The 17,539-nt window shown below is 71.1% G+C and carries 15 protein-coding genes and 1 pseudogene; 7 read left to right on the plus strand and 9 right to left on the minus strand.

What is annotated here, in order from left to right; genetic code table 11:
- The first annotated feature begins 1,391 nt into the window (after nt 1–1,391).
- Nucleotides 1,392–4,076, plus strand: a complete 2,685-nt coding sequence (locus ACIRVF_RS22055; RefSeq protein WP_402820260.1) for a hypothetical protein — start codon at nt 1,392–1,394, stop codon at nt 4,074–4,076.
- 87 nt (nt 4,077–4,163) lie between these two features.
- Nucleotides 4,164–4,715 carry a hypothetical protein gene (locus ACIRVF_RS22060; protein WP_402820263.1) on the plus strand — a complete coding sequence of 184 codons (552 nt, stop codon included), beginning with the start codon at nt 4,164–4,166 and terminating at the stop codon, nt 4,713–4,715.
- 232 nt (nt 4,716–4,947) lie between these two features.
- Here ACIRVF_RS22060 and ACIRVF_RS22065 read toward each other — a convergent pair whose 3' ends face one another.
- Nucleotides 4,948–5,979, minus strand: coding sequence for a hypothetical protein (locus tag ACIRVF_RS22065; RefSeq protein WP_402820266.1), 1,032 nt, complete (start codon nt 5,977–5,979; stop codon nt 4,948–4,950).
- Between the two features lie 84 nt (nt 5,980–6,063).
- Here ACIRVF_RS22065 and ACIRVF_RS22070 point away from each other — a divergent pair, with 84 nt between their 5' ends.
- From ACIRVF_RS22070 to uppS, 3 genes are all read left to right on the plus strand, one after another.
- On the plus strand, nt 6,064–6,363 hold the full coding sequence (locus tag ACIRVF_RS22070) for a PadR family transcriptional regulator (protein ID WP_402820269.1): 300 nt from the start codon (nt 6,064–6,066) through the stop codon (nt 6,361–6,363).
- Nucleotides 6,360–7,148 (plus strand): hypothetical protein, encoded by a 789-nt coding sequence (locus tag ACIRVF_RS22075; protein ID WP_402820272.1) that lies wholly within the window; start codon nt 6,360–6,362, stop codon nt 7,146–7,148. The genes ACIRVF_RS22070 and ACIRVF_RS22075 overlap by 4 nt, the downstream gene beginning before the upstream one ends.
- Nucleotides 7,149–7,214: 66 nt before the next feature.
- Entirely contained in the window at nt 7,215–7,991 is a 777-nt protein-coding gene (uppS, locus tag ACIRVF_RS22080; RefSeq protein WP_402820274.1) for a polyprenyl diphosphate synthase, read from the plus strand.
- 654 nt (nt 7,992–8,645) lie between these two features.
- On the opposite strand, the gene ACIRVF_RS22085 is transcribed toward uppS, so the two are convergent.
- Nucleotides 8,646–8,924 carry a 4-oxalocrotonate tautomerase family protein gene (locus ACIRVF_RS22085; protein ID WP_402820709.1) on the minus strand — a complete coding sequence of 93 codons (279 nt, stop codon included), beginning with the start codon at nt 8,922–8,924 and terminating at the stop codon, nt 8,646–8,648.
- A gap of 108 nt (nt 8,925–9,032) precedes the next feature.
- On the opposite strand from ACIRVF_RS22085, the gene ACIRVF_RS22090 reads away from it, so the two are divergent.
- Together ACIRVF_RS22090 and ACIRVF_RS22095 are read left to right on the plus strand one after the other, a co-directional pair.
- Entirely contained in the window at nt 9,033–10,064 is a 1,032-nt protein-coding gene (locus ACIRVF_RS22090; RefSeq protein ID WP_402820277.1) for a LysR family transcriptional regulator, read from the plus strand.
- Nucleotides 10,065–10,345: 281 nt separating this feature from the next.
- A pseudogene (locus tag ACIRVF_RS22095) lies at nt 10,346–10,489 on the plus strand (transposase); the annotation flags it as partial.
- A 7-nt stretch (nt 10,490–10,496) separates the two neighbouring features.
- Here the strand turns inward: ACIRVF_RS22095 and ACIRVF_RS22100 are convergent.
- The 7 genes from ACIRVF_RS22100 to ACIRVF_RS22130 all read right to left on the minus strand — a co-directional run bounded on the left by ACIRVF_RS22100 (nt 10,497) and on the right by ACIRVF_RS22130 (nt 17,523).
- Nucleotides 10,497–11,720 carry a cytochrome P450 gene (locus ACIRVF_RS22100; protein WP_402820280.1) on the minus strand — a complete coding sequence of 408 codons (1,224 nt, stop codon included), beginning with the start codon at nt 11,718–11,720 and terminating at the stop codon, nt 10,497–10,499.
- Nucleotides 11,721–11,733: 13 nt separating this feature from the next.
- Nucleotides 11,734–13,125, minus strand: coding sequence for an NAD(P)/FAD-dependent oxidoreductase (locus ACIRVF_RS22105; RefSeq protein ID WP_402820283.1), 1,392 nt, complete (start codon nt 13,123–13,125; stop codon nt 11,734–11,736).
- Nucleotides 13,122–13,349 (minus strand): ferredoxin, encoded by a 228-nt coding sequence (locus tag ACIRVF_RS22110; RefSeq protein WP_402820286.1) that lies wholly within the window; start codon nt 13,347–13,349, stop codon nt 13,122–13,124. Before ACIRVF_RS22110 ends, ACIRVF_RS22105 begins: the two co-directional genes overlap by 4 nt.
- Nucleotides 13,350–13,810: 461 nt before the next feature.
- A complete protein-coding gene (locus tag ACIRVF_RS22115) occupies nt 13,811–14,464 on the minus strand; it encodes a hypothetical protein (protein WP_402820288.1) in 654 nt (217 codons plus the stop codon).
- 289 nt (nt 14,465–14,753) lie between these two features.
- The gene (locus ACIRVF_RS22120) at nt 14,754–15,590 is read right to left on the minus strand and encodes a cytochrome c oxidase assembly protein (RefSeq protein ID WP_402820291.1); all 837 of its coding nucleotides are present in this window, start codon (nt 15,588–15,590) and stop codon (nt 14,754–14,756) included.
- 14 nt (nt 15,591–15,604) lie between these two features.
- On the minus strand, nt 15,605–16,174 hold the full coding sequence (locus ACIRVF_RS22125; protein ID WP_402820293.1) for a DUF2243 domain-containing protein: 570 nt from the start codon (nt 16,172–16,174) through the stop codon (nt 15,605–15,607).
- A 416-nt stretch (nt 16,175–16,590) separates the two neighbouring features.
- Complete coding sequence (locus ACIRVF_RS22130; RefSeq protein ID WP_402820295.1) at nt 16,591–17,523, minus strand: alpha/beta hydrolase family protein; 933 nt, start codon at nt 17,521–17,523, stop codon at nt 16,591–16,593.
- Between the last annotated feature and the right edge of the window lie 16 nt (nt 17,524–17,539).

Consider the following 17,539-nt stretch of genomic DNA (forward strand, 5'->3'; position numbering starts at 1 on the left):
TTGCCAGACCGGATCGGCGGTCGCCAAGACCCCCTCCTTACGATCCGCAGTCGTAGCCGAAGCGAGCCGGCACCGATCCGAGAGACGGGCCGCGCGGGGGCCGCTCATCCCCGCCGACCCTTCCGACCTGCGCCAATACGCTTGAGTCGCTCGTCAAACGGTCTCAAAATGGGACAAAACGGACACCACTATTCGCCGTCGTGCACCGCATTTCCCTGTGAGCGCACTCACTGGACGGGCCCCGGCCGTATCACCGACCGACCCACCGCCATCACGCTGAGTCAACACCAGCCGACCGCCATCAAGACCGCCACCACCCCTGGCCGACGGGGAACAACCGACCGGACGATGCCACCCCCGGGGTCCGGCGGCTGGGTCCATCGTGGGGCGTTGCCGGTCTGCTCAGCAGTCCGGCAAGGGGGTTGGGGTGGCGTGGCTAGGCCCGCTGTCAGCCCTCGCTTGCAGCAGCTCACAAGCCCACTGCCCTGGCATGCACGGGCCGGGCCCAAGACCCCGCGCGATCTCCTCCCGCCAGGCCCTCAGCCTCGGCGAGGCCTCCTCGACCGCGTCGATGAGTCCGTCGACGGAGCCACATGTCTGCAATCCCTGTCATAGGCACCAGGCGCCAGGGCCATCCACTGGTCGCAGCCCGGCGGCTGCAGCGGCTGCAGCAGCGTGTACTTGACCGACCATCCCCTTGGACCGGCGCGGCCTACCCGCCTCTTTCGGTCCCCTCTCCTCCTGACTCACGATCACGCCGACCGGGCCATTGATCCGGGCGGCGGCGTCGCGGCTGCTGTGACGCTGCGCCCTGGGCGGATGCCGAGCGCAGGAGCTGCTGGGCCCGGTGCGCAGCGGAGGGGTGTGGCGGCAGGCAGCGTGATGGCGTGAGCTCACGGGCCTCTGCCGGTGGTCCTGGTCGGCTGCTGCCTCTCCGGGATATCCGGCGCTCCCGACAGCCGCCGAGACAACACCTGTCCGTATACGGTTCTCCACTCTTGAGGGCGACCCGTCAGTACGTCCCGCAGTCTGGCCGCACTTGTTCGCCAAAGGTGAGGTGTCGGCCGCGTGTCGAAGGCCATCCCCTCTACCGGAACAGGAGCGGTACGAATCATGCCGGAGCGTGTGCGGAACATTCGGGTAGCGGTCACCGACTCCCTCAGCCAGGACGTCGCGCTGGGCGATCACGTGCCCATCGGGGCTGGGCAGCGCCGGGCACTGGCCGCGTTCCACAACCCGTTCCGGACCGACGTCGCCGCACAGGCGCGGCACGAGGCACTGGTGCTGGACGATTCCACGGGCACCGCTCGGGTGGTGCACCTGGCCGTCGATCCGGCGCACGAGAGCGGCTGGCAGGCAAGTGAGCCGTTCCCCGGTCACATGCCCGATGAATGGTGGTCGCCGAGTGCGGGCAGCAGGCGGTGTGGTGCTTCTTCCGGGCCGAGGGCAGGCTGTACCAGTCATGGCTGCGGGGCGACGGCCTCACCTGGGAGCCGCCCCAGGAAATGCCGGAGTGGACACGCGCGGTGACCGGGCTGAAAGTGGCCTACTCCCCTCACCACGCACCCCTGCTCTACGGCCACCACCCGGAGTCGTCGATGTTCTTCGTGCTCGGGATGCCGCCACAGCACCGACACTTCTCCCCGTACATCCCGGTGCCCGCCGACGCGCGGGTCGCGGTGGCCAGCCGCCCCACCGGCGGCGGAGCCAGGGGCCCGGCCCGGGTGATGTGCCTTTCCCGCTACGAGGATCCCGACGGGCGGCGCCACGCAAAGCTGCGCGTGGTCTCGGCCCTCATCGATGTCGCCCACGAGACCAGCAAGCTCGACTACGACCTCGGCGCGGGCGTGGCCCAGGTCCTGGTCGCAGACGCCTCGACCTCCGGTGCCTTCGCCCTGGTGCGCACGGAGGACGGCGCACTTCACCGCTGCACGTTCGACGCGGAGGGGCGGCTCGCCGAGAACATCACGATCGGCGCCCTGCCCTTTCGTGCCGATGCGGTGCACATGACCGGCACCAGCGCCTGGGACGCCAGCTGGGACCTGTACGGCATCGACGAACACAACACCCTGCGGGTGATGCGTGAGGACCGGCGCACCGAGCGGGAGGCGTCCGGGAACCCGCGCTGGCTCGCACCGTTGCCGATCGCGGACGGCGTGGGCGGCATCTCCGTCAGCCACGCACCGGACGGCGGCACCGCGGTGTTCTCACACGGCGTCGACGGAGGCCATCTGCGCCTGGACGTCCAGGACCCGGCCACCGGGATGTGGCAGGAGACCGATGTGCGGGTGCCCGGCATCCGCGCCGCCGACGGCAAGCCGCCGCACGGCGTGGCCCACGAGGTCACCCGGCACCGGCTGGAGGCACAGCTCACCGACGACCGGGGCGCCGTCCTCGCTCACCACCCGGTGACGTTGCGCACCGCGGCCTCCTCGGCCGCCTGCCGCGTCACCCTCGGCGGCCGCTCCGTGCTGCTCAACAGCGAGCCGCTGTCCCTGCGCACCGACGCGATGGGGCGGTTGACGATCGCCCTGCCCGCCGATGGGCTGGCGGCTCCCCAGCTGCTGCTGGAGGCCGCCGAGCTCGCCGAGCCCGTACAACTGCAGCCCGGGCACAGCGTGCACGCCTACCTCGCCGGACGGCGCGAACAGTTGAACCCCACCAACCCGGGCGGCGGCCTCGGCCCGTTCGACGCCGAGGGAGGCGCGTTGCGCTCGGCGACGGTGGACCACGGCGACGGTCGGCGTCTCTCCCTGATCCCCGGGCACAGACAGGGGGAGGATCTGGCCGCGGTCGCGAAGACGGTGCGCGCCGCCGCCGCCGGCATCGGCGCGCCGATCCCGGACGCGGAAGGTGCCGCCGGCTTCGCCTACCGGGCCCCGACCACCACCGGCGCCGGGGCCACCTTCTCCGCGCAGGTACCGTCCCCCGCCACCTTCACGCTCCTGCACACCAGTGAGGACATCCGCCAGTACCAGCAGCTGACCGGCGAACCGGAGTACTACTCCATCCTCGACGACGCCTGGGACTGGCTCAGGAACACCGCGGTCGAGGGCTGGCACGCGGCCGAGCAACTCGCCGGGGATCTTTGGCAGGCCGTCAAGAGCGGTGCCGTCGCCGTCGAGCACGTCGTGGTCGACGCGGCCGGCAAGGTCGCCACGTTCACGCTGCGGATCGGCGAGACACTGGTCAACGGGGTCAAACTGGTCGTCCACGCCTTGCAGCAGGCGGCGAACTTCGTGGTGGGCGTGCTCCGCGCCATCGAAGCCGCTCTTGAGGACGTCATCCGGTGGCTACGGGCCCTGTTCGACTTCGGGGCGATCTGGAACACCAAGAAGGCACTGGAACAGTCCGTCCAGGGCTTCCTGCCCATGCTCGGCCGGGGCGTGCAGCACGCTCGGGGAGCCGCGGACCGATGGCTGGAGCAACAACAGGCGGGCCTCGACACCACGTTCGCCAGGCTGCGCGAGGAGTGCGGTGCGATGCCGATCGGCTCCCCGGTACCGGGCGCAGAGCGGGACCAGCACCCGGACACCAGCCCCGCCCACTCCGGCGACGTGCACCGGAACTGGGCGATGGACAAGGTGCAGACCTACGCCCCCGACCTCGCGGGCACCGGCGGTGAGAGCGACGGGATCGCGGAGATCCTGGCCCAGCTCGGCAAGGAACTCGCAACGGCCTGGGAGCAGTTCGGCGACGGTGCGAGCGAGCTGGCCGGCGGTCTGTGGGACCTGCTGCGGGACGGCGGATCGACCCGCGGCATCGGTGAACTGATCGATGCCGTCCGTGACTTCGCCAAGGCCTCGCTGACGGTCGCCAAAGCGTTCCTGGACGGCCTGGCCGCTCTGGTCACCGCCAGCCTGGACGGAGTGCAGGCGCTGCTCACCAGCGAACTCGACCTCGGCCCGCTCAACACCCTGTGGTCCTGGCTCGCCCGCGCGGCCGGCCACCCGGAGGACACCACGCTGACCGTCGGCGGAGTGATCGCGCTGCTCGCAGCCGTTCCGGTCACCATCGGCTACAAGATCGCGCACGGCGCCGAGAAAGAGCCGTTCCCCGGCGACGTGCTCCCCTGAGGCGACCAGCCCCGGACCGCCGGCCTGCCCGGCGGCGTCTTCTCCGATGGCGGCACCACCGAAGAGACGTCCGCCCACACGCCGGAGGTGTACCGCACGCTGATGGTCTGCGCGGGAATCGTTCAGGCCACCGCCGCCCTGCCCGCCACTGTGACCGACATGCTCGGAGAGGAAGCGCCCGGCTGGATCACCCCGGTGAACATCGTGTGGGCCGTGACCGTCGTCGCTCTCGCCAACGCCGGAGGGGAATGGTCCACCGCCCAGGACCTGGGGCTTGCGCTCGACATCGTCATCGGTACCGCGGGCACCGCCGTGATCGGACTGATCACCCTGGCCTTCATCCGCCACGAGTCGCTGCGGGCACTGGCAGCGACGGTCGCGCCGTTCCTCCTCACCATCTGGGGCGCGGGGAGCCTCGCCCGCATCGGCTACTGCGCCGCGCAGGGCCAGTTCAAGGGCCACGACGCCGCCCTGGCAGGAGCAGTCCTCGGATCCCTTCCCTCGCTCCTGAGTTTCTTGGACATCCCCACGGTCCGTAACTCCAACGCGGAGATCACCGTCCCGCTCAAGGTCACCGGCAGCCTGCTCGGCAACGGCGTGGGCGGCGCCTGTATCGCCCTCGGCGCCGCCAGTATGTGACCCGCGCCGTGGACAGCGCGTACGGGTGGACGGTGGTTCCGCCCTGCTCGGGCTGGAGGAGTGGCAGGGCGACCCGCTGAGCGGCCCGATAGCGATTGGTGCACGAACTGGCCGGCCACCGCATGCTGCCTGCTCGGCGGACCCCGATGCCGCTGGTTCCACCGGTGGTCAAAGCTGTGGGTGCAGGCGTGATGCGCTCCTTCGCGCACTGCGGGAGGCCGGCCTCCCGCTGTCACTCCCTGGCTGCGGTCGCAGTCACACCGAAGGTGAGTGCGCCCGTCAGTAGCGCGAACGCGAGTGTGGCGGCCGCCCACTGCCCGATGGAGTCGACCTGGTCGCCGAGCCCGAGCAGCTGCCAGGCGGTGTCCCGCAGCGCCAACGAGGTCGGCAGTGCCAACGCGCCTGCGGTGATCGCGATCCGGGCGGCACGTCGCGTCCCCGGCGCGGGAGGGGGCGCGGCGAACCGCAGGAGGCTGTTGCAGATCATCGTGAAGGCGAAGGTGCCGCCCGCGAAGACTGCGGTCTCCACGATGAAGAGCAGTACCCCGGGCCAGCCCTCGCCGGAGGCCAGTCCCGTGGCGACCAGCAGGCCGGCGGCGACAGCGGCCGCGGCAGCGAGCAGGGCGAAGTGGAGGCGTACGAAGCCGAGCACCTTGCCGCGGCCGATCTGCGCAGCGAGTGCGCGCCCCGGGCGCGAGCGGGGGCCGGCGAGGAGGGTCGCGAGGGGTGCGAGGTCGTCCAGCCAGTCCCCGCCCGTGTCCTCGGCCCCGCGCACCGGCTTCGGTAGCCGTCGGATCGCGCGGCGGTGCAGCAGCAGGCTCCCGGCTGTCACCCCGGTGAGCGGCAACAGGGACGCGATCAGCCAGGGGGTGCCGCCGTCCCAGGACGCGCGGTCCGCCCGCGCGGCCACCGCCGCCCAGTCGGTGGCGAGCGTGGCGGCGACGAGCAGCGTGCAGACCAGCGCGGCCCGAAGTACCTGCTCGATCCGGTAGCGCGGCAGCGGCCGGTCGCGGCGGCACAGCAGTGCCCTTGCCCCGCCGAGCGCCCCGAGCAGGGGGACGAAGAACATGGTGAAGGTCACCACCGCGTCGTAAGGATCGTCCTGCCAGGGGCAGCCCGCCCGTACCACGCGAACCTGTGTCGTCAGATAGGCGAACAGGCTGAAGGCGGCGGCGCCGGCGGCGGACGCCAGCAGCGCCGCGGCAGCGGCAGGCCGAGCGTGGTGTCCGACCTCCAGTTGATGGATCGTCAAGTCATCGCGCATGACGGCGATAGTACACGCCGCGTACTACTTGGCGCGTAGTTCGTGGCACGTAGTATGGTGCTCCGTCAGATCGGGAGGAGCGATATGCAAGCCAACGATGCCCAGACGCTGGTGCTCTGCGCGCTGGCCGACGGGCCGCTGCACGGGTACGCCATCAACGCGGCGATCGAGGAGCTGACCGGGGAGCGGCTGGGCCCCGGCAGCCTGTACGGGGCGCTGGCCAGGCTGGAGTCGAAGCGGCTGATCGAGCCGCTCGACGGGCAGGGCCGCCAGCGCCCGGTGCAGCTGACGTCCCTCGGCCGCGAGGTCCTGGAACGCGAACTGCGCGCCATGGCCCGGGTGGCGAACGCGGGACTGCGGCGCCTGGGGGTGCACCCGGCGTGAGCGTCGTCATCCGCAGCCTGGTCAGGCTCTACCCGGACGCCTTCCGTGAGCGCTGGGGCGCGATGGTGGAGGACGAGGCCCGGGGCGCGGGCTGGAAGTCCTGGCCCAATCTCATCGCGGGCATCGTGGACATGTGGCTGCACCCGGCCCACTGGCCCGCCGACTCCCCGGCACAGCGCCAGCGGAGGGTGGCCACCATGGGCATCACCGTCGCCCTCGCCGCCTGGTTCCTGAGCCACCTGGCCGCCGAACAGGCCGGCCCCTTGCCCGCCGACGGCGTCCGGGAGCAGGTCACGCACGGCTGCACCACCCTGCTGCTGCTCGGCATCGCCCTCGTCGCACCCAGGCCCCGGCCCACGCTGCGCGCCGCGATCACCCTGTTGGGCTGGGCGCTCCGGCGCCTGGCCGTACCGGCGGTCCTCGGCGCCGGCGTGATCGTCCTGGTGCACGGCGGCGTGGAAGCAGACGCTTCGCCCCCCACCCTGTGCGCCGTCGTGCTCGCCGCCTGGTGGATCTCCCTGGGCCTCGGGGCGATCCAGATCCCCCGCATCTTCACCGGCGTGGGCGCGGACGCCGTCGTGCCACCCGGCACCAGCCGCCTGCGGGTAGGTGTATGGACCCTCGCCGGCGCCAGCGCCAGCGGCGGCGCGACCATCCTCGGACTCTCGCTCACCGCAGACGGATTCCACCCGCTCGGCGCCGGCATCGGCGTGGGGCTGCTGCTGCTGACGGCAGTGTGCGCAGGCACCCTGCGCGACCTACGCGACCTGCCGTCGGTCCCGTAAGCCGCGCGGCCCGCACACGACCTCGGCTCGCCGGAACCGGCCGGCCGCTCCCCAACCACTTGGACGGTGCCCATGCCCGACCTGCTCCGCTCCCTCTACACCCGCCGCCTGCGTCGCCAGGTCATAGCCGGCCCGCTGCCCCGGCATGTCGGGCTGATCATGGACGGCAACCGCCGCTGGGCCCGACAGATGGGCATGGCCAATCCGAGCCTCGGCCACAAGGTGGGCGCCGAGCACGTCGAGGAGGTGCTCTCCTGGTGCGAGGCCCTGGGGATCAAGCACATCACCGTCTTCGTCTGCTCGACCGAGAACCTCCAGCGCCGCAGCGACACCGAAGTCGCCTACCTGATGCGGCTGATCGAGCAGGTGGTCGTCAATCGCCTCACCCGCCCGGACGCCCGCCGGCAGGTCCACCTCGCCGGAATGACCGACGCCCTGCCCGACAGCACCGCCCGCGCCCTCAAGGAGGCCGTCGAGGCCACCCGCACCTGCACCACCGGCGCTCACGTCACCCTGGCTGTCGGCTACGACGGCCGTCAGGAGGTCGTCGACGCCGTGCGCGACCTGATGTACGCGCGAGCCGAAGCGGGCGCGTCACTGACCGAGGCCGCGGACGCCCTGACCGTCGACGACATCGCCCCGCACCTGTACACCGCCGGCCAGCCCGACCCCGACCTGGTCATCCGTACCAGCGGCGAGCAACGGCTGTCGAACTTCCTGCTCTGGCAGAGCGCCTACTCGGAGCTGTACTTCTGCGAGGCCCACTGGCCCGCGTTCCGCGAGGTCGACTTCCTGCGCGCGGTCCGCAGCTTCGCCGCCAGGCAGCGGCGCTACGGCGGCTGAGTCCCGGTTCCCGCAGGGCGGCACCGACTCGGCCGGTGCCGCCCCTTTCCGTGGCGGCGGGTGGCGATCAGGAGGCCGCGGCGAAATCCTGCGGGCCGAGCTCGTTGTCACAACCAACGCGCTCAACAAGCCCGTGCAGTACCAGGGCTGCGGCGCAGCGCGGGGCGCCCTGAAGCGCACGTGAATGTCACCGGTGCCCGGTCTTCGGATGTCACCGAACAGGCGTACGGGAAACAGACTGGAAGACCACCCTGTATCCGGCCGGCAGTCGTCTGAAATTTCCGCCTTCAAACCCACAACAAGCATCATTCGCTGCCCGCTCCTACCGGCCGATAACGACCCGCCCGAACCGTCCCGAACATCACGAAGCCCCCCCACCGGAAAGACGACTCGAAAGGGATCCAGAACCACGCAGGCCTTCGGCTGCTGGGGGCCGGGGCCTGACGGCTTCCCTCGAAAAGGGCTGAGGGTGACGCCTGCGGCGCCACCGGGAAAAGGAGCGGCACGGTATGCGGGATGGGGCCTGGCGGCCCTGGGTCTGGGGTGTCCGGGCAGCGCCTGCGGCGCCACCGGGCAGGCGGTGGAGCCGAGGTCGGTGGCGTAGGACTGGGCCAGGCGCGCCGAGAGTCGCCAGCACTTCCCCGGCTGGAGTCCTCATGCCTCGACGGGGCCGTCGGACTGCAGCCGGCCGCCGATCGCCCAGTTGTCCGTAGACACATCGCGCAGCACAATCCAGACGCCGTCCGGCGGGCAGTCGCAGGTCTCGACGAAGGCCTCGGTGAGGCGCTGGACGAGTGCCCGCTTCTGCTCCACGGTGCGGCCTTCGCGCATGTCCACGGTGATCATCGGCATGGTGGTCCTCCTTTGGGTGCGAGCGGCCGGCGCATGCCGCTGGGTGTGTTGACGGTGTGCGTCGCGGGTCCGCGTCGCCAGCGTGGACCGCTGGTGTGCGCCGGGACGCCCCCGAGTCTTCCGGCCAGACCGTTAAACGTCCATGTAGGCTTTCTAGCCGAATTGCTAAGGTTCACTTTCGTGATGGAGATGCGCAGGCTCCGCCTGCTCCACAACCTCGCCCGCTACGGCACGGTCTCGGCCACCGCCGAGGCGCTGCAGTTGACGGCTCCGGCAGTCTCCCAGCAACTCACCACGCTGGAACGGGAAGTTGGCACCCGCCTCCTCGAACGGGACGGCCGCAAACTGCGGCTGACCGAGGCCGGCCGGGTACTGGTGGCCCACGCCGAGGTGATGCTGGACCAGATGGCAGCCGCCGAGGCAGACCTCGTCGCCCTGCGGACCGAGGTATCCGGTACGGTCCGGATCGCTGCCTTCCCATCCGCGATGGCCGCCCTGCTCCCACCGGCCTGGACCCGGCTCACCGCGCGCCACGGCACCCGCCTGCGCCTGCGCCTGACCGAGATGGATCCGTCGGACGGCCTGACCGCGCTGCGCCGCGGTGAGGTGGAGCTCACCGTCGCCCACGCCTACGACTTCCTGCCCGCGGCACTGCCCCCGGGATGCGAGCGCCACGAGCTCGCCACCGACCCGGTGGTGGTCGCCCTGCCCGGTGCGACCGTGCCCCACGAAGGCGCGGACGCCGTCGAACCGGTGGACCTCACCGCCCTCGCCGACCACGCCTGGATCAGTGCCCCGCATCGCACGACCTGCTTCGAGATGTCCCAACGGGTCTGCGGCAACGCGGGGTTCGTCCCGCGGATCATCGCCGAGTGCGGGGACTTCCCGGCGGTCCTGGCCATGGTGGCGGCCGGGATGGGCGTCTCGCTCATCCCCCGGATGGCGATTCACCACATCCCTCCGGGCGTAGTGCTTCACCCACTCGCGGTACCCGTGACCCGCTCGGTCTTCGCCGTGACCCGTCGCAGCGGCACCCAGCACCCGGCCGTCCGGGTCGTCCTGGACGAGCTGTTGGCCACCACAGCCACAGCCGAGCCGACCGAATCTCGGCGGGCCGGGCGACCTCCCTCTCCTCCGCCGTCCCATGGGGAACGTGACCACAGCGATGGGGAATTACGTGGCGCTGATCATGCGAATCGTGGGGAATCACGTGACCGCTGACACCAGTGCTGCCCAGGCAGCCGCACCGCCTGGGCCACCGACTCCGGATACCCAACGATGCGTCGCTCCAGCAGCACCCGGTGCAACGGCTCCAGCGCCTCATCCAACTCCATCGCGCGGGCGTAACCATCCCCTCCCGCCCGGAGCGACACATTTCGATCCGACGGCAGCCCGCACACTCCGCCAACCCAGCATCGCCGTACACCCGTGCAGCAACCTCCACCGCTCCCCCGGCCACCGGTCAAGGTCGCCTGTCAGAGGTCAGGTTTCCCGTCTCACCGAACCGCTACTTCGCCCACGACGGCACCGACCACGCCAGCCACAAGGAACAGGGCAGCACGATCCGCCGCTACGTCATCTGGCGGAACAAGCACGCCGCCGATGAACGCCTACGCAAAGTCGTGGCCAGGGCGAACGTTGCCTGATGCGGCATCAGTAACTGTTGCCCTGCTCGATGTGCAGGTGGATCGGGCCGCGGAGGACGGGGCTGTGCCGGTAGGGTGGCGGGTCGGTGACGAGCCTGGGGCGGTCGAGCCGGCGTGTCAGCTCGGTCAGCGCGATCTGGGTTTCCCGCCGGGCCAGGGGGCCGCCGAAGCACAGGTGGATGCCGCTGCCGAAGCCGAGGTGCTGGTTGTCGCGCCGGTCGGGGTCGAAGCGGTCGGGCTCGTGGAAGCGGTTCGGATCGCGGCTGCCCGAGGCCAGCATCAGGATGATCCGGGAGCCTTTGGGGATCACGGTGTCGGCGACGGTGATGTCGCTGTACGCCGCCCGCCAGGGAACGATGTGGACGGGCGGCTCGTACCGCAGCAGTTCCTCCGTCAGTGGCACGACCAGGTCCGGTTGGTCCCGCAGCCGCTGCAGCACCTGCGGGTGGCGCAGCAGCGTCAGCATGCCGTTCGTGATGAGGTTGACGGTGGTCTCGTGGCCGGCGATGAGCAGCAGGTTGGCGGTGGAGACGATTTCGTCGTCGGTCATCCGCCCGTCGGGGCCGTCGTCGTTGGCCAGCCGTGACAACAGGTCGTCACCCGGCCTGCCGTGTCGTTGTTCGACCAGGCCGCCGAGGTACTGGCGCAGGTCTTGGCGGGCCTGTATGCCGTTGTCGAGTTTTTCCTTGGGGTCGGTCTTGGGGTTGTAGTCGATCGCGTCGATGATGTCGTTGACCCACACGTGGAACCTCGGTTCGTCCTCGCGTGGTACGCCGAGCAGGTGGCAGATCACGGTGACGGGGAACGGGTAGGCGAAGTCGTCGACGAGGTCGATCTGTTCTTTGCCCGCGAAGTCGTCGATCAGACTGCCGACGATGCTGGTCAGGTCGTCCTCCATGCCGGTCACCAGTCCCGGAGTGTGCGGGGGGCCGAAGTGGCGCATGGCCATGCGTCGCAGGCGGTCGTGCGCGGGCGGGTCGAGGTTGATGAACGCCGGGGTGGTCCGCTCTTCGGCTCCGGCTGTCGCATGCGAGAGATTACGGGTGTCCGAGCTCAGGTGCGGGTTGTGCAGGACGTTGCTGATCTCGCGGTAGGTACTGATGACGTAGCTGCCGTCCTCCTGCCGGGCCACGGGCGTCTTGCGCAGTTCGGCGTACAGGGGGTACGGGTCGGCTCGGGAGGAGTAGTCGAGGATCCGTTGCAACGTGCTGGGCGTCTCGGTCGTGGTCATCTCGCTTTCCCTCCTACCGGTGCTGGTACGCGGCCGTGACGCGCCTCTCGCTCGGGTCGTGGCCGGTGACGACCACGGTGGCGCCCTGGGCGAGCAGGGTCGGGCCGGGGAAGTCGACGGGCACCGGCTTCGCGTCGGCGGGCTGGTCGGGGGCGGGGTATGGAGGCGGGAAGGGCGCGGCCGTCTCGATGAGTGCCTGGTAGTGGTCCAGCCACTTCGCGTTGTTGAAGCTCACCGCCGCGGTGACACGGCCCCGGTAGCCGTATGCGGCGACGAAGCGGCGGTCGGGCACCGATCCCTGGGTGACGACCACCTCGTCGGCGAAGGTCGGCACGCCGACGGACTTGATGTTGACCCCGAACTGGATCGACCAGAACCGCGGGATCGACAGGTGGGGCCAGCGGTCCGCCTGGCCGCTGACCATGTTGTGTGCCGCGACCTCGGCCTGCTCCACGGCGTTGGCCCAGTGCTCAAGCGAGATGAGCCGGTATTCGTAGATCGGGTTCGGGCAGCGTGCCACGTCTCCGGCGGCGAAGACGTCGTCGGTGACCAGGCCGTTGAGGTCGAGGGCGCGGCACCCCGTGTCGCAGGCGATGCCCCAGACGCCCGCCGCCAGCCCCGAGCCCTGCAGCCAGTCGGTGTTGCGCACGCCCCCGAGTGCCACGACCGCCACGTCGGTGTCGATCGTGCTGCCGTCGTCGAAGTGGGCCCGGCGAAGCCGCCCCTGTGCGTCGCCCTCCAGCCGGGTGACCTTGACACCGCAGCGCAGGTCGACGCCGTGAGCTCGCTGCATGTCCGCCGCGACCTCTCCGATCATGGCCCCGAGCGCCCCGACCAGCGGCGCCGGCGCGAGTTCGGCGACGGTCACCGGGATGTCCCTTTCCCGGCAGATGGAGGCGATCTCGGAGCCGGTGAATCCCGCACCGATGACCAGTACCCGGGAGGGTCCGGCGGCGAGGGCTCGCTGGAGGCCCGCGGCGTGCTCGCGCGTTCGCACGACGAACACTCCGTCCAGCGCCGCCTCGCTCTCGACGAACCAGGGCCGGGCCCGGACCCCGGTGGAGATCAGCACCCGGTCGAAGGGCACCTCACGGCCGTCGGCCAGACGCACGTGGTTGGTCGCCAGGTCCAGCCCGCTGGCGGGCACACCCAGCAGCCACTCCGCGTCGACCTCCCGACGTCGCGGCAGCATGGTGTTCTCGGCCGGCACCCACCCGGTCAGCACCTGCTTGGACAGGGGAGGCCGGTCGTAGGGTTCGCCCAGTTCGTCACCGATCATGGTCAACGAGCCGGTGAAGCCTTCGTCGCGCAGCGTCTCCGCGGCCCGCAGTCCCGCCAGCGACGCCCCGACGACCACGATGCGGCCCTCACGCTTGAACGCTTGCAGGTTGTCCGCGCTGGTCATGACGGCGATGCCTCCGCCGGTGCGTCCCGTCCCTCCAACTGGTCGACCAGGATCGCCTGGACCGGGCAGGCCGCTGCGGCGCGCAGCACCTGGTCGCGTCGGGCGTCGTCGGGGTTGGGGTCGTACATCAGTGCTTCCTCGCCGTGCATTCGGAACACGTCCGGAGCGAGAAAGGCGCACTGCGCATACCCTTCGCACCGGGAAAGATCAACGACGACTCGCATCCCGACCTCCACAGGGGCTGCAAGCTGCGGGCCCGGAAGCCGGCGCCATTTCGGCGTGCAAGGCGCGGTATGGCTGGGAGGAAAGGGACCGGGCTGTTGCCCACCTCTGCCAACTGCGAGGGTGTGCGCCGCGCCCGTCGGGTCGCCGCAGAAAGAATCTGGTCGTCGCCTACGAGGCGACCGGCGGGTGGAACCGCCCAGAGATCACGAACTTCCTGCTGACCAGCCTATCCCGGAGGCATATCGCCCGCACGCGGGGAAGCGGGCTCTCTTGCCGATCGGCCCACGAGCAGCCCGGCCGGGGCCCCAGCGGTGCCGGTGGACCACAAGTCGAGCATGTGTCCCAGGGCCGCTTGCGCCGGAGACTCCCCGGGCGACTGTTGACGGTCGAGGGGGGCTGGGTGGTGCTCACCTGCTGGCGGCTGCGGACCGCGGCCTCTCTCGCGGCCCGTCGAGTCCCATCAGGGCTGGCTGCTGGGAGTAGCGGGTGTCACGGGAGCCTGACTGCTGGGTGTGGCGGGCGTCGCCGCGCCCGAGGCGAGGTCCGTGGGCCTGGCGGAGCGTTCGGCGGTGGGCGCTCCACCACCCGGCGCCAGCGAAGGCGAGACACCTGACGTCGGACCCACGGTGGGAGCCGTCGAGAGCTGCGCCGACGGGGAGGCGGAGCTGACAACGTAGGCGTCGACCGTGCCGTGACCGGCATGGGCGAATGTGAAACCGACCAGCCGGAAGGTGCCCGGGCTGACCGGCCCCGGCAACTGCACCTGCGGTTGGCCCGGCGACCCCAGCAGGACCGGCTGCCCCGGCGGAATCGCAACGCCCGCCGCGGACGAGCCGCCGCCCTCAAGGCTGACCGCCGTCAGGGTGTCGGGCTCCCCACCCGGGTTGAGGATGTACGCCGACAGCGAGGCAGTGCCGCTGCCGCCCGCATCCGCGACCAGCAGCACATCACGCAGCTTCAGGTCCCCGATGTCTGCGTTCACGGTGTCCGACGCGATCCGGTAGGTCTCCGCGTCGTTGCCGGCCGCGCACGCCGCCGCAGGGCTCGCCGTCACCAGCAGCGCAGCGCCCAAGCGCAGCAGGGCTTTCCGTCGAAGGGCTGGTTCGGGTCGCATACGGATCCTCCGGTGGCTGGACGTGCGCCATCCGTTCCCGTCGCCTGCCCCGGACACTCCGTGCCTCACCCGAACCGCCTCTATTCCCCGCGCCAGTGCGGCGGCCTGGTCGCCCCCAGCGCGGTGTGCTCGACGCGCGAAGCCGTGGCCGGCGTTCCGTCGCGTGAGCAACTCTCGCCGTACTCCGCGCCACTCCGGCCGGTGCGGGCTGTGAAGTCGGTGACCGCGGCGCGGCGGTCCTTGCGGGGGTCGCCGGCGCGGCACCCGACCGGCTGGGGTGGTGACAGATCTACGGCTGCAGGTCGTGCGGCCCGATCCGGACGGCGGCCGGCTTCGGGTGCCCGGGGGGCAGCGCTGGGGTCGTGCTGCGGCGCTGGGGCCGCCAGGTGGTCACCAGTGCGGCGGCCAGCAGGAGCTCGGCGATGTCACCGCCGTAGTACATGATCTCCGCTGCTTGCTGGACCTGGTCGATGGGGGCGTGGACGTGGACGTAGAACCCGCCGTACACGGCCTGGGCGATCAGGGCGTGCGCGGCGATCGCCGTTCCCAGGTACCCGAGGCGCACGGGCACGCCGGGCCGGACGGGTGCGGGGTCGGGACCGGCGATGACGTACGCGAACAGGCACCCGGAGGCCAGGAAGTGGCCGTCCATCAGCCAGTGCCCCGCAGGATGCCCCATGGTGGTGTCGTACAGCGGGGTGAAGTACAGCGCCCCCAGCGTCCCGGTGCTCAGGGCCAGTGCCACCGCCGGATGGGTCAGTAGCCGCACAGGCGGGCTGTGCAGGAGCGCGCTCACCCGCCGGGCCGTTGCCGGTGGAAGCACGCGCAGCAGGAGGGTGACCGGCGCGGCCAGCACCAGGGCCAGGGGCGCGTACATCCCGATGAGCATGTGCTGGGCCATGTGCCCTCGGAAGTCGGTGTGCGCCGCGGGGGCGAGGGGCGGCAGCAGGGCGACCGCCAGGAGAGCCAGCCCGGCCGTCCAGGAGACGACCCGCCACCGGTCCCAGCCCTTGGAGGGATTGCGGCGCCGGGCCCGGCGCGCGGCGAACAGGTACACGGCAGCGGCGCAGAACAGCACCAGTACCGTCAGCACCGTCCCCAGGCCTCCGGTGGTCGGCTCGCACATGGCACCGGGGTCGTTCACCGGGTGGGGCCCGCGGGCCGCGCGGAGCCACGCGCTCCGGTCGGGTCGAGGAGGCGGCCGCTGCGCTGGAGCAGGTATCCGCCGATGAGGAGCAGGGCGCCCAGGACGAGGAAGCCGGCATCCCACCAAGCCTGGTACGGGCCGCCGTGGACGTGGTGGATGCCCAACGCCTGATGGTCCACGAGGCCCTCGACCAGATTGAACAGGCCCCAGCCGGCCAGGATCCACCCCCACAGCACCCGCGAGGCCCACACGGTCCGCCGGTCGTGGGTGACGCGGGAGTACAGGATCGCCAGGCCGGTCAGAACGGCGATCCAGCACACCGCGTGGAAGATGCCGTCCCACAGGGTGTTCATCTCCAGCCCGGACACGGTGTTCGGGTTGTAGTACTTGACCCCGATGCGGTCGTGGTTGGTGCTGGAGAGCATGTGGTGCCACTGCAGGAGCTGGTGCAGCAGGATGCCGTCGACGAACCCGCCCAGACCGACGCCGAGGACGATGCCGGGCAGCCGCAGACTGCTCGGCGCGCCTGTGACCGCGCGGGATCCACCGGCCGAAGTCGCCATCACATGCCCTCCCTGCCCGCCGACCGTATGCAACCTCCGGGCACGTGTTCCCGCTCAGCGCGCGTCCATCCCCCGCGGCCACGGCTTCCGCTCCATTCGCCCACCGCGCGCCTCCGGTACCGGCCGGCGTCACCGACGGAGCGGCAGGAAGGGCGGCCCAGGTGCCGGACGGCCCTGAGCCGCACCCCGGTCCGGCTCGCGGGTTGCTGACGGCCTTGGTCGTACCGGCGCGAGGAGAAGCTCCTCATCGCGCTCCCGGCCGCCCTCGACGGAGAATCAGGGCCGGATGTCGCCGCAGACGGGGACTGTCGACGGTTGGGGAAGCGGCGAGTGGATGAGGGCGCCGGTCCGCTGCCCGCTCGGGGGTTCGGACGCGGACGCAGAACTGGGCGTGTCGGTCGGCACGAGGAGGACGGTCACTTCGAGTCGATGCCTCCCAGCGGGGCATCGGCCGCGGCCAGCGCCCGACGGGCGGTGGGCCATGCGCTCCGGTCGAGGCCCAGCGCGGTACGCAGGTACGCCAGAGTGGCCTGCTGCACGAGCGCGACACGCTCGGGGCTTTCGTCGGTGGTGCGCGTGTCGTTGGCTCCCTGGATGCCGCCGAGTCCGTGTTCCGCCCCGAACAGGGTCAGCAGATCGGTGGCGCCCGGGCTGAGCCGGTAGCCGTCGGTGAACCAGTCCGGACCGCGTACCGCCAGCGGGGACTGGTCGCGGTCGCCGGCGACCAGGAGGCTGGGCGTCTTCAGCTCGGCGAAATCGGGGTTCATGAACGGGAAGTACTGGGTGGCGAGCGGGCTCAGGTCGGCGCCGCCGGTGCCGGGCAGGCACAGCAGCACGGCGGCACTGACACGCGGGTCGGCCATGCTCTCACCGGGAAGGCCGTCGGCGCCCACGACCCGTGCACCCGCGAGGGTGCTGGCGGTCTGTGCGCCCCAGGAGTGTCCGGCGACCGCGATGCGGTCGTGGTCGACACGACCGGCCAACCCGGGCACAGCGGCTTCGATCGTGTCGAGTTGGTCGAGGACGGCAGTGAGGTCGGCGGTGCGGATGCGCCAGATGAGCGGAGAGCGCGGGTCGTCGGGGGCGAGGCCGAGGGAGTCGAGATGGGTGGGCTGGACGACCATGAACCCGCGGGCGGCCCAGTAGCCGGCCAGCGGCAGGTAGTCGTCCATGGTCAGGCTCATGCCATGGGAGAAGACGACGACGGGCAGGCTGCCGCCGGTGGTCGGCGCCGTGATCCGCACCTCCAGATCCTGACCGCGGCCCGGAGCGGCCAGCGAGATCGGGCTGACGGAGATGACCGGGGTGGTGAAGTCGTTGCCGCCGTCGGCGGACGTGTTGTCGCTCACGAAATTGCCTTTCTCG

It is taken from the genome of Kitasatospora sp. NPDC101157 (genome assembly GCF_044768255.1).
In the GTDB taxonomy this organism is placed as follows: Bacteria; Actinomycetota; Actinomycetes; order Streptomycetales; family Streptomycetaceae; genus Kitasatospora.